Source organism: Novosphingobium sp. 17-62-19, from assembly GCF_002256775.1.
GTDB lineage: Bacteria > Pseudomonadota > Alphaproteobacteria > Sphingomonadales > Sphingomonadaceae > Novosphingobium.
Map to the genome: position 1 here is coordinate 1 of NZ_NCII01000018.1, position 23219 is coordinate 23219.

Below are 23219 nucleotides of genomic sequence, written 5' to 3' on the forward strand. Positions count from 1 at the left end.
CATGACGACGTCGGCTGCAACCATGCGATTGAGGCTGAATTGCCGAGCCGGGCCGGTAAGAAAATCCATGAACGACACGGAATCCAGCCACTCGCTGTTGTGATGCTGAGCGTGCGGACCGACAATGCGGTCGATGCAACGAACGATACCGATGCGATTGGCTTCGATCGCTTCGGCAGTAAGAACGGGCCGGGCACCGTTCTTGTCCGAAGGGTCTCCGACCTTGGTGGTTGCATCGCCAACGACGACGTTGACGATGCTGGAAGCCGCAGCCTGCGAAATGCCGGCTGCGATGGCTGCTGCACGGATGTGGCGAAGGACCATGAGCTGGATCAGCGAGCCCACGTGTAACGAGCTCGCTGTCAGGTCAAAGCCGATGTATGCCGGAAGCGGCCTTTCGACCATTACCTGGTCAAGGCCTGCAAGATCGGTCGCATCCTTAATGAAACCGCGCTCGGCGAGGGTGCGCAGCAACGGCGTGCGCAGGTTGTCATTCTGAAACATGATTTCCCCCGAGAAGAGATGGCCATTTCGACCCAAACGCTTTGCGCAGCAACAGAAAAACGCACGTTGCTCAAGCCTGTCGGCGAGCAACGTGCGGCGGTGGGCGGAGGTTACGTCCGCTCTGCGACTATGCCATCAACGGCGGCAGCTGTCCTGTCTTTCGCCGAACGTGCTGACGACAGCGTCAACGATGCGCTTGCGCCAGTCCGAGCATTGGGCGCAAGCTGGTGTACGGCCTCATCTCTTCCGGGAAGCGAGCACTGAAGATCTCAAGTCCATGGCAGCCGGACGGATGTATGAGCTGGCTGGCGAGACTGGCAGCCTTGTCGAGGCCTCGGTGACTGCTGCCATGGCCCCCGGATCACCCCATCTTGAGCACAGCCTGGTCAGCGCATCGGCCTACCGGGCGCAGGGGACTGATCTGCCAAAGGGGCGTGAGCAAGTCGAGCTTGTCGATGCCAGCCGGTTCGGGCCGAAGCCCGCAGGACCGGATCATGAGGTAATGGGCGGCATCGCCGATCGCATGGTGCTCGCACAGAAAGCTGCAGCCGTCGGTCACCGCGATGCTCGCGGATTGTTTGATCCGACGCCGGGCCGCAATCCATTCGAAGTTGGCCAGATGCACGTCGAGCGGGCCAACCGTGCAACCTATGGCCTGGAGAGCTCGGAGTTCAGCCGCCGGGTTCAGCTCGCATCGCGCACCATGATTGCGATGGATGGACTTGCTGCCGATCCGAACAGGGCGAACAGGCTGAAGATGGCCGCGGCGCGGCTACTGGCGTCTGGAATGAACAGCCAGGGCGATGCCAAGGCCGATGTGCGCACGTTGATGGCAGATGTCTACCTGCAGCGCACAGCCGAGGATCTGCTTGCCGGGAAGGACAGCGGGGCGAAGGATCGTCTTGAGGCCCTGGTGTCCGGCACGCCGTCCGGCCGCGATGCCGTAAGGCTGACCACGCTTCCGTCTGAGCGGTCTGAAACGCAGGCGATCGCTGAAGGGCGATTCCACGACGTATCGGATGCTCGCGGGCTGGCATCAGGGCTTCGTCATTCGACCTGGCGGGCTGAGATGGTGGGATCCTCGATGATCGATCGGGCGATCCGTCAGGAAATGCTGGTCATGGCCAAGCCCATTCAGGCCGTCTCGGTTGCCAAGGGACCTGTCGGGGCCGGCTTGTCCTCGGCGCATCTGGCGATGGCAGGCCGCAGCGGTCACGGCCGCTAAGACCTGCCTGCAGAATTCGATTTTTCGGGGAATCAATGTCGTGTTGAAGCTGGCCGTGTTGGCGCCGTTCGTAATTGCCGTGAGCGCTGGAAGTGCAGCTGCCAATTCAGCTTCATGGCAGGCAGAAATCCTGGCTGCGCATAACGAGGAGCGTGCGCTTGTCGGATCGCCGCCGTTGGTCTGGAGCGAGAAGCTTGCGGCAGATGCTGCAGCATATGCGCAGGAGCTCGCTGATTCTGGAGCGTTCGACCACGATCCGGGCAATGAATCCCAGGGCGAAAATTTATGGATGGGAACGCGCAGGGCCTATTCAGCCCGAGAGATGGTTGGAAGCTGGGCGGAAGAAAAGGCAGCTGCCATGCGCGATCGCAGGTGGTGGGCAGCGCTTGATGAAACGGGCCACTTTACACAGCTCGTATGGAGCACGACGCGTACGGTAGGTTGCGCGCTTGTCTCGAACAGATCTGATGACGTGTTGGTGTGCCGGTATTATCCGGCCGGCAATGTCATCGGGCAGAGCCCGTATTCTGGTCGCTCGCGCTGACTATTTGACGATCATCGCTGCCAGCGAACTGAAATCCATCGGATGGAGGCCATCGGCTGTTGGCCAGAAGGCAAGGTCAACAACCAGGCCGCCCGTTTCGCCGGCGTTGCGGCTTACTGCAGCGGCGGCGGTGCGGTCGTAGGGCAGTACCCAAACGACCTTCCCGGACCTGATCTGGGAGCGCAGGACGCGAAGTTCATCCTCGAGGTAGGGATATTTGGGTTGGGTCGATCCTGCGGCCACAAATGCCACTGCATAGCGCTGCAAGGGGACCATGCGGATCAGCTGCGATGCCGTAGCCTTCCTGGTCACGACGACATCGCAGCGTTTGCCCTGTTGTGCCAGTGCGGTTGCCAGACCGGACGCCACGCTGTCTCCGATCACGAGGCAGTCAGGCTTTGCCGGAGCGCTGGTGCCGGGCAGGTTGACCTGGGCATGGGCAGCTATTGGAGCCAAGGCTGCGACAGCGAGGAGCAGGCGGAAAATCACGGTTGGCCGACCTTGGATTCGTTGTCGATCACTACTCCGCCATTGCTGAAGTAGATCGTCTTGCCGTCGCGTTTTATGGCCCACACCCGGGCACCGTCGTCAGCGTGAGCGATCTCGACGACTTCACCGTGTCCAAGCGCGGTTTCGATACGATGTTCGCGCTTTGCAGCTCCTTCAGGCCAGTTCATGCACAAGATAGCGGCCAGGATGCTGGTGGCAGTTGCAGCCACGATCACGGGCTTGGTCGTGGCGAACTGCTCGAAGGCGCCAATTTGCTTAGTCATTTCCAATGTCCATAGCCGTCTCGACTTAGAGCGGCTTTCAGGCTGACCAGATGGTCGCAACGGACATTTTAGCCAGAGTATGTCCGAGCGTCGAGTGCGTATGTGCGAATTGGTGACAAGCGCCAGTCGTTCGGCGATACACCAGATCAAAGGGGTTGGGGGTGCTACCCATTTCCGCCCATAAAGCATGAAAGACGTCAAAGCGGCTTCAAACGACTGCTGAAGGCACGTTCTTGGATCTGGCGAGCCTGGCTTATCAGGACTTGAGCGTCGGGAGATGGTCCGGAAGATAGCCCACGACGATCTTCTGGGTTCGACGATCAAAGGTGTAGTAGATGCGCAGCAGCCGAGGGTCGCCAAAGCCACTGGATTGCGAGGCCAGGTGACGATCCAGAAGGAGTCTGCGCCCATCATAATTGATGACGTAAGCATCGCCTGTGCGTCCAGCCAAGCGTTCGGCATTTGTGAACGTGTCGCGCAGATGGAGTTCAAACAGGCTTTGCTCAAAAGCGGCGTGGGTGACGTTTCGATCCTTGCCCGAGTAGCAGGCGAGCTTTTGCTCAGCCAACAGGCGAAGTGATGCCGCAATGCGCTCGGGATTGGGGTGATTGGACTTGTTCAATGCCCGTTCGGCACGAGGCATGACGAAGATGCTCGAGGCATAATGGGCTTCGATCCACGGAACGATATCCTCGCAGTGCGCAGGCAATTCATGCTTTGCCGGCACAGGCCGCAGCTTTATTGCGGGTAATTCTGGCGCCGGTACAAGCAGGCTTTCTTGCTGGGCAGAGCTGTTGCCACAAACGTCCGCATTGGCTTGGGGTGCCAATTCGGGATCAGTCTGTCGCTTGGCAGAGCCGTTGAAGATTCTGTCCGCGTGTTCCAGCCAGAGGAGGTGATACTCCTGTGCCTCTTCGGCAAGGTTTTCGTGTTTGGCCTCTATTGGCATCGAACTGCGCCAGATATCCAGTACGCGCTTGGATACCGGCGCTAAGGTGACCTCGTCCTCATCGAAACGATATGGCTTGTTCGCGTGGAAAAATTCCTGGATGTCGTTTTCAAACGTGAATTCGTCAGACAGAAGAAAGGGGGTGGCGTTACCCCAAGCGTCAATTGCGATTAGTTCGTCACGCCTGATCGGCCCATCCTTAAGTTCGTTGAAGAGGTATGAATCTGCAATCATCGGGCCGAACAGCTCGAGAAATTTCTGACGAAGCTTTACAATACCGGCATTCTTGGGGCTGATCCCTGATCCTCTTCGAATGAAGACGGGGCAGGACCGGTCTTGATCCTGAATGTAATGCCGGATGATCTCGGTCTTCGGCATATCGGTTGCGCAAATCTCTTCGAGAATGTCACTGTCGCGGAAGCGAAGCGGAACGTAATCGAAGGCAAGAGCTCGCAGCGTCATAAGTGCCAGCAGGCTGGTCGTTGACACGTTGTAGAGGTCAAGGGTCAGCAAGTATGCTGCATCAGGGCCATTCTTGACGGTGCTCATGCCAAACATGGCACCTATGCTGCCCCTGTCATCAAGCACCAGCACATGGGAGTCTGACGGCAGCACCGTGCTCTCAATGGTGGTGCTGGCTGCAAAGAATATTTCGGAGGTATCCGGGCGCTTTTGCACCAGAACCCACTCCTGAAAAACGGCCTTTCGGTGCAGGCATTCGATGACGGTATTGGTGACAGCATCATCCAGATTGAAGTCATCAGCCAGACCGAGGGATTTGAAGCCGTACATCTTTTTTGTTTCGCCTTAACTGGGCAGCATACCGGGCGAGATCACGACGCATGGGACGTGCTCGTCGGGTATGCTGTCAGATAACATTGATGATCGATTGAAGGTAGCAAGTTGATGGAGGCCAGCCGGAACGGGCCTCCATCACGTCATGCTGCTGCGAAGAGGGGAAGATCCTCGACGGGCAGGATCGCCGGCAACCGTGCAACGCCGCGAGGGGCTTCCCGTCCGTCGTGCCATGCTCGCAGGGCACCGCCCATGCGCTCGCCTAAAGCCACGAATGGCGCGTAGAGGACCGACTGGCCGAGCATTTCGTGGGCCCTGGTCACGGACAGGCCTGCCACGAGCTTTTCGGGGATACCTTTGACGCGCGCGTGCTCTACCGGAGTGAGCTGGCGCAGCAGACCGGCCTGGGTAGGGTGCTGAACCTTCGGATCGGTCGACCTGACTTTGGCATAAGCGCGCGTCACCGTTGCGATCGAGGTCGCGTCCGGACCAAAGGTCTGCATCCTGAAGCCCTTGCCAGCGGCGATGTCACGCTCTTCCTTTGCCCTGAGACCAGCCATCGTCGACCAGCGCGCATCGTCGGTAGCGATGTCTTCGAGAATGTCGCCCAGGACAGGTTCCGGCGGCGCGAGCGGTGCCAAGGTGTCAAGGTGGACGTCAACGCCGGGTGTAGTGGCCACCAGGGCCATACGCGGCGATGTTCAAGGCACCCATAATCCTCGCCCGACAGAACCGTCGAGCGCACGTCGTAGCCCCACTCGGTCAATTGATTGCTCAAAATCGCGAAAGATGCTGATTGCATGTATTGGACGACGTTCTCGACGACGACCACGGCTGGGTTGCAGGCGGCGACGATCGCCAGGAAGCCTGCAACGAGGTGGCCGGCAACCGGATCATGTTCCGGCATCGCGAGGCCTTTCTTGGCCCTTCCTGCGACCGAATGTGCGGTACAGGGGATGCCTGCCTCGATGATGTCGATCTGAGGGAGGCTGGCAAGCAGCTGGGGATCGAAGGCGACTTCCTGCATTGGGGCGGCGATGGCGACGGTATCAGCTGCCCAGACCGGGTTGGCTTGCTGTGAATGGTCCTGGTAGCCTTGATCAATCTCAACAGAGAATGCGAGTGTGCTTTCCAGCCCGGCATTCTGCAGGCCCTCGTGCATGGCGAGCGCCAGGACACCAAGGCCTGTGGAGACAGATCCGACGCGCAGAGGATCGCCTTTTGCAAGGCGGTGGCGGAGCCGCATGGAGCGCTCAAGCTTGCGGCGATCAGATGCGGCTGGTGAAATGCGGATGAAGCCGCACTCGAAGCGAATGGCCAGCTGCTCGAGACCGTCGAACACGGATAGCGCCTTGACGCTGGCGATTTCGACCACCGGCGAGACAGCCTCGCCCTTGGCGCGCCGGCTGACGATGCGCTCACCTTGCGGATCCAGCCGCAACAGGATGCTCTGGTCCGCTTCGTCGATTTCCAGCCGATAGCGGGTGCTTGGCTGAAACCCTGCGCGATCGAGGCGAGACCCTTCAATCCATACGCGCGGACTGCCATTGGTGCGCGTACCGATGGTGGTCATCGTTACGCCTAGTGGTTCGTTCAATTTTCGTCTCCTGCGCAGCTCTGCTGGCTGGCACCTCCATTGCTATCTCCATCTGTTTCTATTTCTGGACACCAAATGCCAGTTGACGTCCGTACGATAAGCACACCACAATGCTTATTGGGGGGAATGCTATGATGCGTGATTTTGAAATTGTGGCTGCATCTGCGGAGGGTCTTCGAGCTGACGCTTTGAAAAGCTGTCGAAAGATCACGAGCGCACGTGAAATTCCGACATTTGGACGAGAGTATCCGATTGGCCTTGTCAATGCAGGCAACGCTAATCTTGCTGAGTTGCAGTCATATGGGGTTTTCCGCACGCGGTATGGCTTGAAGGTCGCTGCGAAGGACCCTTTTGCATTTGCCCCTCTCGAAGCATATTTGCCGGTCATTGCGAAGCAGTACGTGAAGCCATTTATTGTGGATGTGCCGATCACTGTGTCACCAGCATCCAGGCTCGACAGCATCCTGACAGCGGAAAGCTGGCGAGCGATCAATGAAATGAAGATTCGAACCTCTGGCGCCTGTAATTGGTGCGGATCGTCTTTCGATCTTCAGGCAAGGGAATGCTGGGATTATCAATATGCTGAAAATTACAACAGAGTCGGGCAGGAGATTGAAGATATTCAACTCATCACTGGACTTTTGACACTTTGCAAGGCCTGCTACGCGGCAAGCAACGTGGATATATCTAGTTCATATCGAGATTCTGCACCTCGGCATCTTGACCGTCTTTATCAGATCTTCCGCGTCAGGACTGATGAGGAGCGCTTGCTGTACCAGAAGATTGTTCTCTTCCTCCGCTCCTATCGGACATTCATTGATGGTCGTGGAGGGAATAATGGGCTTTATCGCACCTGGGCGATTGATCTCTCACGATTAGCATCATTCTGTGAGGACCGTCGCTTGCCGCTTACGCTCAAGCGCACTCTCAAACGTGAGGAGGGGGCAACATTTCATGGCAGGATCGGGAAAGGCACCTCGAGAGTGACTATCCTTGGAGTATCGATCCTGCCCACCTCAAGTGGATTTGAACTGCGGCGGTTAAGCTAGGCTGCTTTGTTGCCAGGCAGCAGGGCGACGGTGCCCTTGGCGGCATGCTTGGCCACCTGCATGGCGTAGTGCACGTTCATGATGCCGTAGTCCCATTTGTTGCTGCTTCCTGGGTGCAAGGCATCGGCCTCGCCCATCGCTACAACCATGCCACCAGCACCGCAGCTCGGCTCATGGGCCGAGACGTAGCCTTTTTCGGCGATGGCATTGTCGATCACGTCCCGGCTGAACGTCATCCGGGCCATCATGATCGAAACATTGTATGGTGTGAAGAACTGACCACGCCACTTATTGTTGGCAAAGAGGGCATGGTAGAGTTGACCAATGTGATCACCGGGGCTCTCCTGCGATGCCATCGTGATCAGCCCGAGGCATTCGGTGAAGACTTCGATGCCGTCGCGTCCATAGCGCTCGACAAGGGCCATGTATTCGGCTTCGCGTCTATCCCAGGCTTCTCCACGAGGCTCGAAGCTATTGCGCAGAGCCAGCACCCACGTGTGGAACATGTCCTTGACCGCAGTGGTGGCATCGTGGCGATACGCGACGTGCGCGGCGAAATCCTTGGTCGCCTTTGCCACTAGCTTGTCATTAGGGGTAAATGCGCGTCCCATGCCTTTTCCTCTTCCTCGCGAGAAATCGGCACGGCTTTCGCGCTACATTTTCCAACGTCCGGTCGTTTGTCGCTGAGAAGGCACATATGGCGGATAAGTGTTGGCGATCTCCCAAACTGCGCATAGAAGGCCCAAGACAGGCGCGACCGCAGCGACCTTCCCCAATTTTGGATCCATTGAGCATGCTCACTTTGAAGCAGCGTGATTTGCTGCATTTTATCGACGATACCCTGTCCACCACTGGCATTGCCCCTTCATTCGATGAAATGCGCGATGCCATGGGCCTGGCCTCGAAGTCTGGCGTCAACAGACTGCTGACTGGCCTCACCGAGCGCGGCTTTGTCCGGCGTATTGCCAATCGCTCACGCGCGCTCGAGGTGGTTCGTCGCTCATTCGACCAGGAGCCAATGCCGCTGCCTCGTCAGCCAGTTAATCTGGCCTCAACGGCAAGTGTCCCGCTGCTCAGGTCAGGTGTCGATGCTGTCGATTACGCTGCCGGAGGCGATATAGGCACTGTAGACATACCGTCGGCGTTGATCGGCGGCGGTGAGCACTTTGTCGCAATCATGCCAGATCGATCGATGCTGCCCCGCGGCATTCTGGCCGGTGACAAGGTGCTGTTCCGCCGTGTCGGCATGCTCGATGAAGACGATATCGGCCTGCTTGCATTGCGCAATGGCCAGTTATGCATCCGTTCGGTGACGCAAGAGGGGGCACTCGTGCGATTGCAGGCCGCTGATGCGGACGTACGCACACGCTGGGTCGAAAAGGACCAGGTGATCCTTGCAGGGGTGATTGCAGGTATCGTCCGTATCTACGGATAAGGCTGGCAGCAAAAAAGGGAGGCCAGCAATGGACCTCCCTTCAGAGCTGAGTGAGGATCAGACTTCAGCAGGCGCGTGCAAGCGGGAGATCGACTGCATCGTCGTGCTCGTAGGTAAGCACCGGCGCTACGCGGCGGACGTTCGACTTGCGCTTCTTGGGCGCAGGTGCGTTGTCCACGACTACCGCAAGGCGGCATTCATTGGCAGCGATGATATTGGCCATTTCCATGGCACACAGATCGTAGAGCGTGACCGGTCCCGGCTTGTCACACCGAGGAATCGAGTGACGGCTGTTGAGGGTGATCGCTTCGCAGATGTTGAGCACGTACGCGGGCGAATACTCTTCCTCAATCGTGAGGAATTCGATGTGACCAGGCATCACTGATCGCACTGTCCCCAAGGGGGCTTTGTCGACCGAAAGATCAGCTGTCCAAGCGCCATGCTGGGCCGGGCCGTCGAACTCGAGATTGAGAAGGGAAATCTGGGTCACAAATCCTCACTTTAGCCGGAAAGCGGCCAAATAATTCAGCGAGCTATGCAAAAGCTACTACTGATTTTTGCGTACGAACACAAAGCGAACTCATGTTGCAAGATGGTCACATTCGATACCTTATCGAGTATGTCTTGGATCACGCCCCCGCTTCCATGCATAAAAGTGTGGAAGCAATTTTTCGGCCTGTAAAGCGGGGAATTTGTCGCAGACCTGAACGGGTCATCGCTTTGTGGGTGGACTGCGAGCCGGTTTTGCTATCCGCATATCTCCACAGCTCACCGTTATGGACCCGGTGGCGAAACTGAAGGCGGGGAAGGCTGTTTTTATGCTCGCGGGTGTTCGCTCATGACACGCATGAGCGAGATCGGGCTGTCGCTCAGTGGATCGAGCGCGTGCACCCCGGCATTGGCGCCAAATTGTTATGGCACCTTGCATTGCCGACCGGAAATATGGTCGGCATGTTCAATGAAAGCTCTATGTCGCACCCTCTCGTCATGAGCAGACGGAGAGCGCTATTTTTCCCAGGCATGTAGGGACTTAGCATCTTGTCGCATTCCCGAAACGTTATGTCGCTGCTCTGCGCTAATGGCCTTAACGAGCGGTTAACGAAAGGGAAATGTTCGATCAGTTCATCGCATTATATCAAAAGTGAGTTTGGAAATCGGACATTGCCGTTCTGTAAAGCCAGAAAATATGTGATCTTCGTCACATAATTGGATATACTATGTGAACCAGGAAGGCTCACACCATTACTTCCAGATTGGAAGCAGTGGCGTCCTTGCAACATGTCCAAATGAAACGGAGATGGCTCCTTGCCGTTTCATTTAATCATGGGACTTGTCTGACTGGCCAGACAATGTGTTTTGCGAATCACGGCGAGATGTCGGGACATTCCCTTTCTGTTCCGCCAGACATTGGCAGGGTCAGGTTTGACCCCACGTCTTGAGAGCTCTCCACCTGTGACGCCCGTCTTGATCGAGGCAATGTCGGGAATGTCCCAAGATTAAAAACAGTCAAAAACACGTTCATTTTTCTTAATGGACGTTGGTGTGGGGCACAAGCTGCTCTCTGGGTCAAGGATCACGTGCCGGTGATTGTTCGGCCACCTCGAAAGACGGAATATGTCGTCAGTAGGGGAGTGGGGCCATGTCCGACAAAGTTGAACTCTATTCGACTATCAAAGGCAACGACGTAACCAAGCCGACTGATCAGATGAAACAGGACGCATGGCGTGTCGTGGAGGAATTGGGCATTGCCAAGAAGGGGCAGCCAGGTGTTGGTGAAGGTGAGGCGGTTGCGACGCTCGCCTATGTTCCGAAGCTGCCGGCGTTCGTGATGTCGTTTGAAGGCGCCAGTGTCGATGCTGTGGCATCGTTCCGAGAGGCGATGGCTTACCATCGCACTGACGCTGCCCAGGAAGCGATGGTGGGCGAGTTGCGCGCACTGCAGGCACAGCGTCAGCCCGTCCTGGGCTCTGGCGAGCGCGAAGGGCCAACTGGAGCGCCGAAGTCCGAAAGGGTGAGCGTTGCTCTCTATCCAATCCCGGTTGAGGGGGTGCTGTTGGAAGATCCAACTGCGCGGCGCAAGGCTGAAACATCGGCGATGCTAAGTGCTTCCGATCGCGCCATTGCACAGCTTGGCCTCAAGGGTGAAGCCAAGAACAGCTACGACCTGAAGGCAGGGAACTGGGTTGTAGGAGGCCGTGGACTGTCGCAAAGCGCTGTAGATGGCCTCAAAGCCAGGCTTTCGGACTATCGCACCCCGGAAGCTGAACAGGCGTGGCGCCGCAATGCACCGCAGCAGGGGCAGTCAGAGTGCAAGGGGCAGGAAGATATGGCATCTCTGGCCGTTATGGCTGCAAAGGCCTCAGGCGCAGAGCGTTGACGCAAAAAAGGGGAGAGCCTGTGAAGGCCCTCCCCTTTCAACTTGCTGGCGTTGGTTCAGGCGTCTTCGCCGTCTTCCTCGCCGCCGGTGAGCAGGGCTTCGCCCAGCTGTTCGACATTGCCGCGGATGCGAGCTTCGATCTCAGCAGCAACCTCGGGATTCTCCTCAAGGTAACGCTTTGAATTCTCGGCGCCCTGTCCGAGACGGACAGAATTATATGAGAACCATGCGCCAGACTTCTCGACAATACCGGCCTTGACGCCCAAGTTGAGAATCTCGGAAGTACGGCTGATGCCGCAACCATACATGATATCGAATTCGACCGTTTTGAATGGTGCGGACACCTTGTTCTTGACGATCTTCACACGTGTAAGGTTCCCGGTTACGTCATCCTTGTCCTTGATTGCCGTGCTCTTGCGGATATCAAGTCGAACCGAAGCATAGAACTTCAGAGCATTACCGCCAGTCGTCGTTTCCGGGTTGCCATACATGACGCCGATCTTCATGCGCAACTGATTGATAAAAATTACAATGCACTTTGACTTCGCAATCGACGCCGTCAACTTGCGAAGTGACTGGCTCATCAGGCGAGCCTGAAGACCGACGTGGCTGTCGCCCATCTCGCCTTCGATCTCGGCACGCGGCACGAGCGCAGCCACCGAGTCCACGACCAGGATGTCGATGGCGTTCGAGCGTACGAGCGTGTCGACGATCTCCAGCGCCTGTTCACCGGTGTCGGGCTGCGACACGATGAGGTTGTCGACGTCTACACCGAGCCTGCGGGCATAGGCCGGGTCCAGAGCGTGTTCGGCGTCCACGAATGCGGCCGTGCCACCCAGCTTCTGGGCTTCGGCGATCGCATGCAGGGTCAGCGTGGTCTTGCCCGAGCTCTCGGGGCCATAGATTTCGATGATACGGCCCTTGGGCAGGCCGCCGATGCCGAGTGCGATGTCGAGGCTGATCGAGCCGGTCGAGATCGCCTCGATGTCGACGTGTTCCTTGTCGCCGAGGCGCATGGCCGAACCCTTGCCGAAGGCGCGGTCGATCTGGCTGAGTGCTGCTGCGAGCGCCTTGGCCTTGCTGTCATCGCCGGATGCGGTGTTGGCGCCGTTGGGTACGGCGCGGAGGCTACCTGCCATTTTCTGAGATCTCCTGGGATCGTGGTGGTTCCAACCGTGCGGCGGAACAATACAAGAACATTAGACGGATTGCCCGACATCGACAAGAGAAAACAACGGAAAATCCCCATTTCCTCGAAGCGTCAGTCGGCGCTTTCTACTCTCTTACCCGCCGACGCGAGAGCGTACGGCCTAACGGATCGACATCGATCTGCAGACCAGAAAGCCCGACCAAGTCTCGACTTCAACCCCTCGCTGAAGCGCTGTGGACCCAGCACGATAGACGGCGGCGGGTCAGCAGGCAGTCGATGACCCGCGCGCGTGCCCAGATACTGTCGTATTGCGCTGGGGTTATGCGCCGACCGTTGGCGTAGCAGCGCTGCCCGCCGCGATCATCGCGCACGCGGACCAGATTGTAGCTGGCTTTGACCAAAGACGACGTCATCGTGTACTCCTTGCTTTCCTCCACCACATTTGGAGGCAACGACGGCTGCTTAGACCTCCTTAAGATGTCTGGGGCTAATGGCCCTATGACGTTGGCAGAGAGGAATGATCAGGCTGTGACGGTTAAACGTTATGTGGTTTGTCTAGTGCTTGGCGTTGCGTGCCTGACCCAGACGGCTACCGCACAAGTGCAGAAGCCAGCCGTCCATCTGCTGGTAGAGAGCCTGGATGATAGTGCCGCCAGCTGCGGTCTGACCAAGGAATCCATCACCGGCGCAGCCAATTCGGCGCTCCGCTACAATCGCATACGCCTTGGCGGAAGTAGCCTCGACAACCTCACGTTCTACGTGAACGTGAACGTGGATTATTCGGCCGGGATGTGCAGCACCAACATCGATGTGTCGCTTGCCAAATACCAGGAGGTAGATGTCAAGTTTGTTGGCGAGATGTTTGCGCGCGTTGAATTTTGTAACAAGGGCGCGATGGGTGTGGTCAAACCCGGTAGTCCCATGACGTTGCAGACGATCAAGGATCTCACAGATGCGTGCATCGCAGACACGTCAGTTGCTGTCCTGAACTCAGTGAGCTGACTTACTGGCCTTGGCAGGGATATCGCTTGGACAGGACTAGGAACACGACGCTGCGCGCTGACTTCTGCAGCGCCGCGGTGTTTTCCTCGAGGTAGGCTGAAACATCCGACACGATGGCCTCGTTCGATAGCCCGGCTTCTGGCAGGCAGATTGGATAGTCCTTGCTGATGCCAGCGCTGATCCTGACTGCGCCGATAAATCCGGCCATGTAGCCAACGCAGCTCGCATTGGTGATCGCGCCTGAAATGCTTCCCTCAAAACACTGCCGCATGAGGTCGAGGGAAGAGGGACCGCCCGCCGGCGCTTGCGATGCGTCCGGCTCAAGATAGGTGGGTCGCTGAAGCGGTCCACCAACGCCTGCACTACCGCGCACCACGGGAACGGGTGCGGCGGCCTGAGCTGCAGGTGCTGCGATAGCCGGCTCACTGGGCTGCACAGCAGACGCAAGGGGAGCCGTGCTTGCCACGCGCGGGGGCAACTGTGCGCTCGGCGTTTCAATGCGCGGCTGCTTGAGCCTGGGATCGACCTGCTTGAAGCCTTCTACGCGCATCTGTGCCTGCGCACACGGCGCAACCATGAGCATCGCACTGGCGGCGAGAATGATCGAGAATGTCTTCATGGATCCCTACGTTGGTTATGCCAGCTCGTCGGCCAGGTCCTTGTGGACCTTAGCGCGTTGATACGTCCGTTTCGAGCGATTGTTGTGGGACGTTGGGAAACAGACTCGCAATCATCGCGCGTCCCTTGTCGCATGAGGATTGGTCCTGCGCGTATTCAAGCCATTCGGAGAGAATTTCTGCTGCGCTTAGCCCGTGTCTGTCGAGGTCTGCTCGGGTCGCCGGCCGGAAGTCTGCTTCCCATTCAGCGCCGTCGTCACCTGCGTCATACCAGACAATGCCCGAGCCCAGCCATATGCCTGGCTCAAGATCTGTTCCGTAGAGATCGTCGCTGGGGCAATCGACCTCGTGAAGCTTGATCCCTGTCTTGGACAAGACTTGCAGGTGCACGTCGTCCTTGGCAGTCGGAACTGAAATGACGATGATCTCGTCGGGTTGCAAACGGGCGTGAGCACGGTCCAGTTCAAAGTCGAGGTCATTGCGCGTTGCGATGCCAAGCGAGATGCCGAGGACACCCTGTCGGCGCACCGTGGATGGCATCCATTCCCCAATACGTTCGGCGCTCATGCCGGAGGCAATCTTGAGCAGGTGGGCCGATGTAATGACAGGCGGCAAGGCTGCTCCAGTAGTGAGATCCATCGCAATGAAGAAATCGCCGGGAACGGGGTGGTATGGCTGAGGGACGTTTTCCCAGCCTTCCCATGGCAAGTCGGCGCCGGCAGCTACCGTGATGATCTCGTCGAGGACAAATACCGTGCCGTGCTGCTGTGCTGCATAAGCCGTGGGCTCCATGGTGAACCATGCGTCGCTGGCAAGCCCCACTTCTTCGGGGTGGATCATACGGCACATCGCCGCACCGTCAGCGCCGAGGGTATCGCACAGCAGCAGATAGGGCCGGTTACGCCAACCATTGTGAAGCATTGCATCGGCAAGCACGCGGATTTCGTCAAAAGGACCGCTGGGCAGGGGATCTGCCCACATGATCTCGGTTGACATCATTCGCTCATCGAGGCCTAGCGATGGGCTCATGCCAGGGCGCAGAAGTCCGGTGTGCTCTTTATTGTTCTGATCGCGAGTGATGAAGATGTCGCCATCGCGCGAAATCACCGTGTGCAAGAGGGCGGCGCGCCTGGTGCTGGATCCCCAGGTCTTGAACAGGGGGGAGGACCATTCCCCCGTGACAAATCTGAAACCCGGGATGAAGTCGTCGCGATGTGGAATGGTTCCGATCATGCCGAGGCCTCGTCAGCGGTCGGCAGTCCTGAAACGTGCTCGAGCATCATGATCACTGTGAGCCCATCCTGGCGCAGGGGGTGACGTGACGGCAAGAACTGATCGATACTGCCCGTGCCGCTGAAATTGACCCTGTAAATGCCGGGCATGGTGGGCAGGCGTATCGTTTCGTCGGTCATCGCTTCCTGGAGGCTGGATGCAGCCAGGACCGGATCGCCATGGATAGTCGTGAAGATGGCTTCCAGCGCCTTGCGATCGGCGATCGTGACTTGGCGCAAGTCGTAATCCAGCCTGCCGAGTGATTCAAAGCCGATCACGCTGTCAGCGATGTCGTCATCGCGAGCCACGACTGCAAGAATGCTGCCGTTGGAGACAACTTCGATCGAAGTCCGCGCAGTCCGGACCGAGGTGAAGCCAAAGTCCTTGGCGTAGCGAAAGGACTCCTGCTCGCTTTGGCGTTCGCTGGCGCCCCTGTAGGGATCGCCATGATCAACGAGGTCGGTGAAGCCGGCTGCGCGCACCCAGTCGGTGATGATGAAGTCGCCGCTCTCGAGCTTGATTTCGAGACTGCGCATGGCGCTGGGCTCGAGATCCTGTGCAAGGCTGCCCCGGTGTAAGCGGCCTGACCTCGCATCTTCAAGGCTTGGAACACTCTTGTCGTAGATCACTGGCATCCAGTTGTCGAAGTGAAGGGCCAGATCTTCGCCGGAGACGTGATCGTGCACTTCTATCTGTGCCATGTGCAGTCTGGATGTGCCGCTATCGATCTGTTGCTTGGCAAGTTCGATTGCCTGGTCACGAGGCGTGCCGCTCTTGATGAAGCTCGCCGCCAGCATGAGGTGGATGTAGACCAGACTTGGAAGCATGCGGTGCGCGATGAATTCGGTGGCGACCTCACGGGGTTCGATCGGCGACGTTTCAATGCCGCACATGATATTCCAGGACGAGATTTCGTTGATGTAGCGATTGGGAAGGGCCGTGTGCGCACCGATGATGCCGCGCTGATGAAGATCGAGGAGGTGCTCGCCAAGGATTGCTGCAAGTTCTTGGTCGATCTCGCGGCTCTCGCCAAGAGCATCAAGCTGCGTGTCGATCACGCGATCGATGCGCTCATCACCGATGCGAGCGCTGAGGAGTGGCATGTCAGCCATCAGCCCTCATCCTCGGCAACGTCGACTTCGCTCTCGCCATCAACGGCAAAACCGCCGGTGCGAACGATACGGCAGGGATCATTGCACTCATCCCGGCGGACCTGGTTCCAACCGTCAATCTCGCATGGTGATGGCGCCAGGCTGGTCTCGACATAGTTGTCGGCGGCGGCGCGAGCGGAAGCTTCGTCTTCAGCCTCGACGGTAATCGAGATGAAGGCTTTGACGTCGACGCAGTAAAGGGGCATGTCCGGTTCCTCGGTGTAGCGCCTCAGGCGCGTAAGACTTTTGCGATGGAATCGCCCATTGCCTGGGCTAGGGCGCAAGGCACGGCGTTCCCCAACTGTTTCAGGCTCGAAGACCAAGCGCAGGTTTTTCCGCGTTTGCCCTCGGGCTGCGGGAAGGTGTAATCGTCAGGGAAATCCTGAATCCGGGCCGCTTCGCGGACCGTGAAATGGCGATAGCGACTGGTGCCCGCTAACGGCCCCAGATCAATCATGTTCTCGCCCCCAGAGACACCGTGGTCGCCCGCACGAAGCGTTTTGGACGGATCATCTATTGGCGACCCGGTATGGCCTTTGTAGGCCTTGGCCTCGCGTGGCGCAGCCTGATGATCCAGAATTCCGGGGGTCCCTTCTGCAGTGGGCTCTGGCAAGCCAACAAGAGCATCGCGGGTCGTACGGTGTGCGCGCAGGGGTTGGGAAAAGAGATCTTCCATGCCGCGCTGGTTGTGCTTGCGCATGTAGGCAAGGCCTGCCTTGTCCATGACCGGTCGCTCCAGGCCATGGCGATCCCAGTATTCACCGGTGGCCCACTTTTCGTGCATCAGCCGATCATGGCTATGCGTCATGTCAGGCGCTTGCCATTCCTGGGTGAGGTCGTCCCTTATGCCCACGATGAAGACACGACTGCGGTTTTGCGCTGTGCCGTAATCAGTGGCAGTCAGCTTTTTCACTGCGACGCGGTATGTCGGGACTGAACGCACCTTCTGCTCGACACAGCGGCGCAGGAAGCTGGCCTGTTCTCGCCAGTCTTCAGCCGGCGGGCAGGCGATGTCGGGCAAGGTCAGTGCAAGGGTGATGTAGTCGAGGTAATCGCCATGGCTCTGCATGAGCCCGGGCACATTTTCGAACACGAAAGCGCGCGGACGTAGGGCGCGGACGTAGGCGAAGGTCGTCGGCCACAGGTTGCGATCGCTGGCGGCGCCGACATGCTTCCCGCCAATCGAAAACGCCTGGCAAGGCGGACCCCCGGAGAGAAGGTCCGGCTCAGGGGCAATACCGCCCAGATCGACATCGTTGACGTCGGCTTCGAGCACTTTCCAGCCCTGCAACAGCTCGTGGCCGAGCTTCTGGTTGTGCAGGATCGTGCGACATGCGTCGTGATCCTTTTCTACCACGATCTCATGCTTGAAGCCGGCCCGGGCCAGGCCAAGGCCCAGCCCTGCTGCACCGGCGAATATCTCGATCGAACGCATGTCTTTTCCCTTTCGCCCGTCACCGGCAGGGTTTGCCTTTCCGGCTTTGCCCTTGCGCAGATCACCTTTCAGTTGAGGGCAGCAGCGTCGCTCGCTTCACGCTCCTCGTAGCGGCGGCGCCATTCGTCACGACACTCCTCGCGCGTATGCGAGGCGTAGTAGTCATCGTCTTCCATCGACTTGGTGACCGCGGCGTAGCGATCCTTGGCCTTCGGGTCGAATTTCGGGTTGAACGGCGCTGGCGGGTTCTTCCAGGCCTGCTCGAAGAAGCCGACGCCGTCGTACTTGTTTGCCATCATTTGCCTTTCATCACACGGGAGGTCACTTGCCCCCTTGCTGCGACGGAAAGAGGTCGGATGGTGAAATCCGTGCTTCTCGGCCTTCACTCTATCGTCGGTAATCTCGACGATGTTGGGGTTCTCCGCGCCGAGCACACCTCCGATCCACATCGAGATCTCCTGGAATGCCGAATGCGGATCGAGTGCCTTGGCAAAGCCCATCGCGGAGAGCTCACAGCCATTGACCGACCAGGTCGAGTCACGTCCCCAACCGCCCGGAATTCGCGCGAGTATGGTAATGCGTTCGGCGATCATCCGTCCCAGCCTGTCGCGTGCAATGGGGAGGGGTGTGAAGAAGTCGTCCAGGCTTTCGAGATGGACATTGACTTGTTGATGCAGGCCACGTCCATCGAGACGCTGATCCTTGACCACGCTCGAGGCAGTATCATTGACGGAAAGGCCATGAGATTTGCAAAACTGTCTGAAGGCTTCAGCCTTCCAGAACCTGTGCTCTTCCTGGTGATGAGGCCAAGACTTGATGATCGTGACGACAATCCCCGAATAGAGGACACCGCAGAAGAGGACATGCTGGGGCGCGCACGTGATGCGCGTGTGCCCGAGGTTGATTTCCTGCGTGGTGCGGCGAAGCAGGGGGAAGAGACGATGCCCCAGGTTGCGAGGCTTGGACTCTGCATCGTGGACTTCGAAGCCCGGTTGCCGGCGTGGAATGCCGTACTCATCGTGAGCTTCGTGTGCGGTAAGAATGCGTCCGCTGTTACGCTCAAAGACGATAGATTCGTCGCGTCCAAATGCGATCGCCGTGTCGTAGAAATCTCGGCCACCAATTATTCGCAATTGTGATACTCCTGATTGGTCTTGTTGCAGGAAGACTGACTGCTCTCAGTTGTCGTCACGTCCGACCTGGACCTCGAGGGTCCATCCTGCTGCAGCAAATTCGGAAAACATCGCTTCGAGCGAATTGCGGAAAGCATTGTTGTCGCTGAGATCGAGCGTCTTGGGCGGAGCGAGCGCTATGCTGATCGCCTGACCGTTGTCGAGAGATGTAAGCGTTGCGTTCATGAACGAGGCTTCCTGGCTGGAGGCCGCGATGCCAAACTTAACCTTCAATGGGTTTGCGTGTCGACGTTGGCTTGGGTTGTTGCTCATGTGGTATGTCCTTCTATCAGCGCAGGCGGTCAAAGACTGAGCCGTAGGTAGGGTCGAACATGCGACGCCAGTTGCGTTCAAGGCCAGCGTCAGTCATGCCGGCGATGTAATCGCAGATCACGCGCATGCGGGCGCTCTCGTCATCTGCCTTCTCGTAGTGACACCACACCTGCCGCGGGAGCAGGTGCTTGGGGTCGTGCTGGTAGTAGGCAAACAGATCGACGATCATCTGCTGGCCCTTGAAGCGCAGCTGCTGCACGGCTGGCGCGCAAATCACCCGTCGCATGACAAACCGCTTGAGGGCATTGAGCAATGCCTCCGCCTGCGGGCGCAGGGCGACCTTGTGCCGGTACATCTCGTTGTCGAAGGTGTCGCGACGCTGCACCATCGTGTTCGAAATGAGGTAGTGGACGATCTTGCCAATCTCGCTCTTGGTGGCGTGATCGAAGAGGCGTTCGACGAACGGACCGTATCGACCGCCATCCAGTGTGCCGAGATCTTTCGAAGTTGCGAGATACTCGTCCCAAAGTGCGGGATCGATACGATCAGGACCGGAAACAAAGTCTTCTTTATTCAGCATGCCAAGGACAATACCATCCTCAAGGTCATGAACCTCGTAACTTACGTCGTCTGCACTATCCATTATTGTGCAAAGAAAGGCTTTGGCCCGAGTTTCGATGATCTGCTGGCAATCACGTTGGCTGAATGGCTCGAATAGCCAATTTACCACATCCTGTTCAGTGTCAAGGTAGCATTTTGGAGGCTCGTGCCATGCATGGACAAGCATCGTCTTGCCGTTGATTGGCGAGATCCTGTCTTGCATGACTTCGGGCTTGGCTACCATGGAGTAGGGCACGGGGTACTTCAGTGCTCCCAGCAGCGTCGCGCGGGTCAGGTTGGCACCGCGACGTGTCGACGACCCTTCGACAAGCTTGGACATCAGGCGGATGGTCTGGCCGTTACCCTCAAAACCTCCGTGCTCGCGCATGCAAAGATTGAGCGCCGATTCCCCTCCATGGCCAAATGGTGGGTGGCCTATGTCGTGTATAGCACTGATGGTTTCCATCAAGCGGTCGGACGGAAGGATGTCCAATACTTCCGGAATGGCCGTCGCACGCAGGTTCTCCACGATCCCCATGGCGACCTGGCCTACTTCGATCGTATGGGTCAGGCGATTGCGCTGAAAGGCGCTGTCGTTGAGCCCGAGGATCTGGACAACGCCCGAAAGACGGCGGAAAGCCTCGCTATGAACGACCCTGGCGTAATCGAGAGCGAACGGGGACCGATGATCGCCATCCTTCTGGACGTGCTCATGAAAGCGAGCAGTCCACACGTCTTGCGAAAGCATGTTCATGCTTCATTTTCCTTGATCGATAGGTGTGCTTCCACCAAGCCGTACCCAAAACTTAGCAGAATAGCTGCTTTGCTAGCATAGCGACACGGACGTCAGGTGAGTTCGTTAGGTCCGAGCATTGGACGTTGCAAGGCCTTTAGCTCTTCCGCCCATGACGTAGCCCGCTGGTTCTTCAAGTCAGCAACCCACGCCTTAACGCGGGCATTGCAACTTGCCAGCGACATTTTGAAGTCGCGGCTGGCAATGAACCTGCGGTCGTGCCGGTAGGGGTCAATCCCACTCAGCTTGAGCAGACGGACGTCCATGGCATCTGAATTGAGATCGACGATCGAGCCGCTGTCGAGCCGGACGTGGACATGTTGCCAATTGCCCCGGATCGTTCCGCCGGCGAGCGCTTGTACAAACAGGGCGGTAAACTTGCACGAATTTGCCAGGCATTCAGGGACTGGCTCACAACGCTCCCGCGCGCGCTCTTGCCATAGCGCCAGGGCAAAAGCGTGGAGGAGTGGAAGGTCACCAGCACAGATCAGCCGCCCGCCGTTAGACCGGTGAGCGGCTGGAGTGGTCTTTCGTTCAGTTTCCGGCATATGCCCGAGACTTGTTCAAACCTCAGCAGCCCAGAGACCCTACAACAAGTACTGACAGGATTTTGTTGCGCCGACAGCGGGATCGCCGAAGACGTTCTTGTCGCAAGGAATGTTTGATCGCGTCACGATGTAGTTCCAGTTGGAACCTGCCCCAAAGCGGACGGTGTAGGTGCGTGCGTTGGTGGCGGCATCAGAGGGCAGGTTGCACTGCCCGCCGTCTGCGCTGCAGCTGGTCCAGGTGACTGGACCTGACTCAACGCAGTTCAGTGGCCCGTTGTGATGGTAGATCTTGCCACGCAGCTCCGCCCGTTCGGTATTGCGAGCCCTCATGCTGGCATTAAGGCGGACCAGCGTTGCGTTGGGGGTACCCGTCATATTCGCCCAGATTTCATCCGGGCTGACGTTGGCATTGTCCCCGGCAATCCCTGCAGCGCTCAGGCGAAACACCGATGAGGAGTCATCACGCGTCCAGCACCTTTGTGAACTGTAGATGTTGCCACTGGCAGTCAGCTTTGCAGTGTTGTGGCCTGCCAAGGTGTACATCGGTGGACGAGATCCGCGCATCATGACGTTGACGAGCGAAACCTCCGCGCCCAGCCAAGGCTGGATACCCACCCAGCTATAGGCATTGAACAGGAACGTCGTGGTGTTGGTAGCGAGCTTGCCGTAGACACGCCAAGTCCATCCACTCGGCCCGTTGTGAATGAAGGTGGATTCCATCGCTGTCAGCAGCCCATTGGGGCGGATCTGGACCATGGAATCAATCTGCGTGGCTGCAGCAGTGCTATCGCCCGGCTGCATGGTGACAGCAGCGCTGGCGAAGCTCGCACGACTTCCCCCATCGACTATGATTGATGCCTGGGTTCCGGCGTAGGAGATGGTCATGGTTCCTGAAACGGTGCCACTGCTGCCGTTGAGGAATTGCAGTGCGCCGCTGTAGACTGTCGAGCCCTTAATGCCGATGCCGCCTTGTGCGACCAGCTGCGACCCACCGTTGACGACGACAGCGCCAACGCTGGCGCGCTCCATGGTGAGGACCGTGCCATTGTCGACAGTAATGTTGGAACCCGGCATGGTCACATCGCGCAGCAGGAGATTGCCGGGGACGTTCACCGAGCCGATGTTGAGATTTACGCCTTGCTGGCCAATCATGATAAGACTGGATTCAGCCTTCTTTGGCGAAATGGCAGTAAGACCCTGGTCAAGCGGATTGCCTTCGACGGTATAATCGCCAGGTGCCAGGCGAATGCGGAAGGAGCTTCCCTGGCTCGACCTGTAAGCCGCCAAGGCCGTGGAAAGCGGCGCCGGAGAGCTCCAGGTCAGACCGTCGCCGGTGCCACGTGCGCTGACGTACCAGTTGGTGCCGTTGGCTGTAATCCCGGCATCCTGCTCGGCAGCAGTCGTTCGCCGGACAACGCGGACAATGCCATTGGGGGCAGTGAAGCTGGTGCCGGATTGCGTGATCTGGCCACATCCCGGCTTTGCCACAGTCGGGTTCTGTTGGGCAATGATGAAGGCAATGATGTTCGGATCACTTGCAGCAGCGATGGCGGGGCGGCCTTCGATGACAAAGCTCTTGCCGCCTGCGCTGGCGGTGCGAATACCATAGGAACCGCCGGGATAGGTCACGGTGTCGGTTGCCGCAGCTGTCAGCGGAGCGCCCATCGGGCAGTACTGCAAGCGGCTGCCGGAGGTGGTGATGCCTGCAGGCTGAAGATCTTCAGGCAGCAGGTATTCGCCATTCCCCGCGACACCGGCTGGAGCATAGATCACATTGTCGACGAGCACGTTGGACGATCGCTCGAGGATAGCCTCGGCGATGTTATCGGAACGACGAACGGTGTCAGCGCGAGCAGCAATGGTGCCGGTCGTGTCGACCGTCTGGACGCCAGAGACCGCAATGTAGGCGAAAAAGGCGATCGTGCTGATCGCGATGAGGAACCAGGCAACCATGGCGA

General features: G+C 58.2%; 25 protein-coding genes and 1 pseudogene. 6 read left to right on the forward strand and 20 right to left on the reverse strand.

The features are described 5' to 3' along the window. Positions 1-594: pseudogene (locus tag B7X90_RS04790) on the reverse strand (hypothetical protein); the annotation flags it as partial. A gap of 187 nt (positions 595-781) precedes the next feature. Here B7X90_RS04790 and B7X90_RS04795 point away from each other — a divergent pair. Together B7X90_RS04795 and B7X90_RS04800 are read left to right on the forward strand one after the other, a co-directional pair. Beyond that, positions 782-1729, forward strand: coding sequence for a hypothetical protein (locus B7X90_RS04795; RefSeq protein WP_292622245.1), 948 nt, complete (start codon positions 782-784; stop codon positions 1727-1729). Positions 1730-1769: 40 nt separating this feature from the next. Beyond that, positions 1770-2273, forward strand: a complete 504-nt coding sequence (locus tag B7X90_RS04800) for a CAP domain-containing protein (protein ID WP_292622247.1) — start codon at positions 1770-1772, stop codon at positions 2271-2273. Here the strand turns inward: B7X90_RS04800 and B7X90_RS04805 are convergent, their stop codons facing one another. The 5 genes from B7X90_RS04805 to B7X90_RS04825 all read right to left on the reverse strand — a co-directional run bounded on the left by B7X90_RS04805 (position 2274) and on the right by B7X90_RS04825 (position 6363). Further along, entirely contained in the window at positions 2274-2762 is a 489-nt protein-coding gene (locus tag B7X90_RS04805) for a hypothetical protein (protein WP_292622250.1), read from the reverse strand. Beyond that, the gene (locus B7X90_RS04810; RefSeq protein ID WP_292622251.1) at positions 2759-3046 is read right to left on the reverse strand and encodes a hypothetical protein; all 288 of its coding nucleotides are present in this window, start codon (positions 3044-3046) and stop codon (positions 2759-2761) included. The genes B7X90_RS04805 and B7X90_RS04810 overlap by 4 nt, the downstream gene beginning before the upstream one ends. Positions 3047-3302: 256 nt before the next feature. Further along, positions 3303-4787, reverse strand: a complete 1485-nt coding sequence (locus B7X90_RS04815; protein ID WP_292622253.1) for a hypothetical protein — start codon at positions 4785-4787, stop codon at positions 3303-3305. A gap of 146 nt (positions 4788-4933) precedes the next feature. Further along, positions 4934-5293 carry a hypothetical protein gene (locus tag B7X90_RS04820; protein WP_292622255.1) on the reverse strand — a complete coding sequence of 120 codons (360 nt, stop codon included), beginning with the start codon at positions 5291-5293 and terminating at the stop codon, positions 4934-4936. Then, the gene (locus B7X90_RS04825) at positions 5251-6363 is read right to left on the reverse strand and encodes a DNA cytosine methyltransferase (protein WP_292622257.1); all 1113 of its coding nucleotides are present in this window, start codon (positions 6361-6363) and stop codon (positions 5251-5253) included. The genes B7X90_RS04820 and B7X90_RS04825 overlap by 43 nt, the downstream gene beginning before the upstream one ends. A gap of 158 nt (positions 6364-6521) precedes the next feature. On the opposite strand from B7X90_RS04825, the gene B7X90_RS04830 reads away from it, so the two are divergent. Then, complete coding sequence (locus tag B7X90_RS04830; protein ID WP_292622259.1) at positions 6522-7436, forward strand: hypothetical protein; 915 nt, start codon at positions 6522-6524, stop codon at positions 7434-7436. Here the strand turns inward: B7X90_RS04830 and B7X90_RS04835 are convergent. Next, the gene (locus B7X90_RS04835) at positions 7433-8047 is read right to left on the reverse strand and encodes an N-6 DNA methylase (protein ID WP_292622261.1); all 615 of its coding nucleotides are present in this window, start codon (positions 8045-8047) and stop codon (positions 7433-7435) included. The two genes, B7X90_RS04830 and B7X90_RS04835, sit on opposite strands and share 4 nt — an antisense overlap. 182 nt (positions 8048-8229) lie before the next feature. On the opposite strand from B7X90_RS04835, the gene B7X90_RS04840 reads away from it, so the two are divergent. After that, the gene (locus B7X90_RS04840) at positions 8230-8871 is read left to right on the forward strand and encodes a S24 family peptidase (protein ID WP_292622263.1); all 642 of its coding nucleotides are present in this window, start codon (positions 8230-8232) and stop codon (positions 8869-8871) included. A 64-nt stretch (positions 8872-8935) separates the two neighbouring features. On the opposite strand, the gene B7X90_RS04845 is transcribed toward B7X90_RS04840, so the two are convergent. Next, complete coding sequence (locus B7X90_RS04845; protein ID WP_292622265.1) at positions 8936-9361, reverse strand: hypothetical protein; 426 nt, start codon at positions 9359-9361, stop codon at positions 8936-8938. A gap of 1149 nt (positions 9362-10510) precedes the next feature. Between B7X90_RS04845 and B7X90_RS04850 the strand changes: the two genes are divergently transcribed. Then, positions 10511-11248 (forward strand): hypothetical protein, encoded by a 738-nt coding sequence (locus B7X90_RS04850; protein ID WP_292622267.1) that lies wholly within the window; start codon positions 10511-10513, stop codon positions 11246-11248. 56 nt (positions 11249-11304) lie between these two features. Here B7X90_RS04850 and recA read toward each other — a convergent pair whose 3' ends face one another. Both recA and B7X90_RS04860 read right to left on the reverse strand, forming a co-directional pair. After that, the gene (gene recA, locus B7X90_RS04855; protein WP_292622269.1) at positions 11305-12387 is read right to left on the reverse strand and encodes a recombinase RecA; all 1083 of its coding nucleotides are present in this window, start codon (positions 12385-12387) and stop codon (positions 11305-11307) included. 223 nt (positions 12388-12610) lie between these two features. Further along, positions 12611-12811 carry a hypothetical protein gene (locus B7X90_RS04860; protein ID WP_292622271.1) on the reverse strand — a complete coding sequence of 67 codons (201 nt, stop codon included), beginning with the start codon at positions 12809-12811 and terminating at the stop codon, positions 12611-12613. Positions 12812-12896: 85 nt separating this feature from the next. Between B7X90_RS04860 and B7X90_RS04865 the strand changes: the two genes are divergently transcribed. Continuing rightward, entirely contained in the window at positions 12897-13400 is a 504-nt protein-coding gene (locus tag B7X90_RS04865; RefSeq protein ID WP_292622273.1) for a hypothetical protein, read from the forward strand. A gap of 1 nt (position 13401) precedes the next feature. Here the strand turns inward: B7X90_RS04865 and B7X90_RS04870 are convergent, their stop codons facing one another. The 10 genes from B7X90_RS04870 to B7X90_RS04915 form a co-directional block, all read right to left on the reverse strand. Beyond that, positions 13402-14019 carry a Rap1a/Tai family immunity protein gene (locus tag B7X90_RS04870; RefSeq protein ID WP_292622274.1) on the reverse strand — a complete coding sequence of 206 codons (618 nt, stop codon included), beginning with the start codon at positions 14017-14019 and terminating at the stop codon, positions 13402-13404. A 49-nt stretch (positions 14020-14068) separates the two neighbouring features. Continuing rightward, the gene (locus B7X90_RS04875; protein ID WP_292622275.1) at positions 14069-15250 is read right to left on the reverse strand and encodes a hypothetical protein; all 1182 of its coding nucleotides are present in this window, start codon (positions 15248-15250) and stop codon (positions 14069-14071) included. Beyond that, positions 15247-16401 carry a hypothetical protein gene (locus B7X90_RS04880; protein WP_292622276.1) on the reverse strand — a complete coding sequence of 385 codons (1155 nt, stop codon included), beginning with the start codon at positions 16399-16401 and terminating at the stop codon, positions 15247-15249. The genes B7X90_RS04875 and B7X90_RS04880 overlap by 4 nt, the downstream gene beginning before the upstream one ends. Beyond that, complete coding sequence (locus tag B7X90_RS04885) at positions 16401-16646, reverse strand: hypothetical protein (protein WP_292622277.1); 246 nt, start codon at positions 16644-16646, stop codon at positions 16401-16403. The genes B7X90_RS04880 and B7X90_RS04885 overlap by 1 nt, the downstream gene beginning before the upstream one ends. Before the next feature lie 23 nt (positions 16647-16669). After that, complete coding sequence (locus B7X90_RS04890) at positions 16670-17875, reverse strand: DNA cytosine methyltransferase (protein ID WP_292622278.1); 1206 nt, start codon at positions 17873-17875, stop codon at positions 16670-16672. A gap of 68 nt (positions 17876-17943) precedes the next feature. Further along, positions 17944-19008, reverse strand: a complete 1065-nt coding sequence (locus B7X90_RS04895) for a hypothetical protein (protein ID WP_292622280.1) — start codon at positions 19006-19008, stop codon at positions 17944-17946. A 45-nt stretch (positions 19009-19053) separates the two neighbouring features. Next, the gene (locus tag B7X90_RS04900) at positions 19054-19320 is read right to left on the reverse strand and encodes a hypothetical protein (RefSeq protein ID WP_292622284.1); all 267 of its coding nucleotides are present in this window, start codon (positions 19318-19320) and stop codon (positions 19054-19056) included. A 16-nt stretch (positions 19321-19336) separates the two neighbouring features. Continuing rightward, positions 19337-20674 carry an anti-phage deoxyguanosine triphosphatase gene (locus tag B7X90_RS04905; protein ID WP_292622286.1) on the reverse strand — a complete coding sequence of 446 codons (1338 nt, stop codon included), beginning with the start codon at positions 20672-20674 and terminating at the stop codon, positions 19337-19339. A 92-nt stretch (positions 20675-20766) separates the two neighbouring features. Continuing rightward, positions 20767-21261 carry a hypothetical protein gene (locus B7X90_RS04910; RefSeq protein WP_292622288.1) on the reverse strand — a complete coding sequence of 165 codons (495 nt, stop codon included), beginning with the start codon at positions 21259-21261 and terminating at the stop codon, positions 20767-20769. Positions 21262-21300: 39 nt separating this feature from the next. Then, the gene (locus tag B7X90_RS04915) at positions 21301-23214 is read right to left on the reverse strand and encodes a hypothetical protein (protein ID WP_292622290.1); all 1914 of its coding nucleotides are present in this window, start codon (positions 23212-23214) and stop codon (positions 21301-21303) included. Positions 23215-23219: the final 5 nt, after the last annotated feature.

Excerpts from the sequence above, each read along its gene's own strand:
- B7X90_RS04795 (WP_292622245.1), top strand. The coding sequence starts at position 782 with ATGGCAGCCGGACGGATGTATGAGCTGGCTGGCGAGACTGGCAGCCTT.
- B7X90_RS04810 (WP_292622251.1), bottom strand. The coding sequence starts at position 3,046 with ATGACTAAGCAAATTGGCGCCTTCGAGCAGTTCGCCACGACCAAGCCC.
- B7X90_RS04815 (WP_292622253.1), bottom strand. The coding sequence starts at position 4,787 with ATGTACGGCTTCAAATCCCTCGGTCTGGCTGATGACTTCAATCTGGAT.
- B7X90_RS04820 (WP_292622255.1), bottom strand. The coding sequence starts at position 5,293 with ATGCAGACCTTTGGTCCGGACGCGACCTCGATCGCAACGGTGACGCGC.
- B7X90_RS04825 (WP_292622257.1), bottom strand. The coding sequence starts at position 6,363 with ATGACCACCATCGGTACGCGCACCAATGGCAGTCCGCGCGTATGGATT.
- B7X90_RS04830 (WP_292622259.1), top strand. The coding sequence starts at position 6,522 with ATGCGTGATTTTGAAATTGTGGCTGCATCTGCGGAGGGTCTTCGAGCT.
- B7X90_RS04835 (WP_292622261.1), bottom strand. The coding sequence starts at position 8,047 with ATGGGACGCGCATTTACCCCTAATGACAAGCTAGTGGCAAAGGCGACC.
- B7X90_RS04840 (WP_292622263.1), top strand. The coding sequence starts at position 8,230 with ATGCTCACTTTGAAGCAGCGTGATTTGCTGCATTTTATCGACGATACC.
- B7X90_RS04850 (WP_292622267.1), top strand. The coding sequence starts at position 10,511 with ATGTCCGACAAAGTTGAACTCTATTCGACTATCAAAGGCAACGACGTA.
- recA (WP_292622269.1), bottom strand. The coding sequence starts at position 12,387 with ATGGCAGGTAGCCTCCGCGCCGTACCCAACGGCGCCAACACCGCATCC.
- B7X90_RS04860 (WP_292622271.1), bottom strand. The coding sequence starts at position 12,811 with ATGACGTCGTCTTTGGTCAAAGCCAGCTACAATCTGGTCCGCGTGCGC.
- B7X90_RS04865 (WP_292622273.1), top strand. The coding sequence starts at position 12,897 with ATGACGTTGGCAGAGAGGAATGATCAGGCTGTGACGGTTAAACGTTAT.
- B7X90_RS04870 (WP_292622274.1), bottom strand. The coding sequence starts at position 14,019 with ATGAAGACATTCTCGATCATTCTCGCCGCCAGTGCGATGCTCATGGTT.
- B7X90_RS04875 (WP_292622275.1), bottom strand. The coding sequence starts at position 15,250 with ATGATCGGAACCATTCCACATCGCGACGACTTCATCCCGGGTTTCAGA.
- B7X90_RS04880 (WP_292622276.1), bottom strand. The coding sequence starts at position 16,401 with ATGGCTGACATGCCACTCCTCAGCGCTCGCATCGGTGATGAGCGCATC.
- B7X90_RS04885 (WP_292622277.1), bottom strand. The coding sequence starts at position 16,646 with ATGCCCCTTTACTGCGTCGACGTCAAAGCCTTCATCTCGATTACCGTC.
- B7X90_RS04890 (WP_292622278.1), bottom strand. The coding sequence starts at position 17,875 with ATGCGTTCGATCGAGATATTCGCCGGTGCAGCAGGGCTGGGCCTTGGC.
- B7X90_RS04900 (WP_292622284.1), bottom strand. The coding sequence starts at position 19,320 with ATGAGCAACAACCCAAGCCAACGTCGACACGCAAACCCATTGAAGGTT.
- B7X90_RS04905 (WP_292622286.1), bottom strand. The coding sequence starts at position 20,674 with ATGAACATGCTTTCGCAAGACGTGTGGACTGCTCGCTTTCATGAGCAC.
- B7X90_RS04910 (WP_292622288.1), bottom strand. The coding sequence starts at position 21,261 with ATGCCGGAAACTGAACGAAAGACCACTCCAGCCGCTCACCGGTCTAAC.
- B7X90_RS04915 (WP_292622290.1), bottom strand. The coding sequence starts at position 23,214 with ATGGTTGCCTGGTTCCTCATCGCGATCAGCACGATCGCCTTTTTCGCC.